We start from the raw sequence: 237 nt of genomic DNA, 5'->3' as shown, positions 1-237 counted from the left end.
CCGCCTATACCCTGCAGGAAATGCTCACCGTTAAGTCTGATGACGTGAACGGTCGTACCAAGATGTATAAAAACATCGTGGACGGCAACCATCAGATGGAGCCGGGCATGCCAGAATCCTTCAACGTACTGTTGAAAGAGATTCGTTCGCTGGGTATCAACATCGAACTGGAAGACGAGTAATTCTCGCTCAAACAGGTCACTGCTGTCGGGTTAACCCCCGGCAGCAGAGTGTGCT

Annotated in this window: 1 protein-coding gene; it reads left to right on the top strand. The window is 51.1% G+C overall.

Annotated features, from left to right (window positions below):
- A partial coding sequence (locus GYRE_RS23100; RefSeq protein ID WP_038258909.1) for a DNA-directed RNA polymerase subunit beta occupies positions 1-182 on the top strand: 182 nt, incomplete at its 5' end.
- Positions 183-237 lie beyond the last annotated feature (55 nt).

The sequence above is a fragment of the Yokenella regensburgei ATCC 49455 genome (assembly GCF_000735455.1).
GTDB lineage: Bacteria > Pseudomonadota > Gammaproteobacteria > Enterobacterales > Enterobacteriaceae > Yokenella > Yokenella regensburgei.
This window is presented reverse-complemented; position numbering and strand designations above follow the sequence as displayed.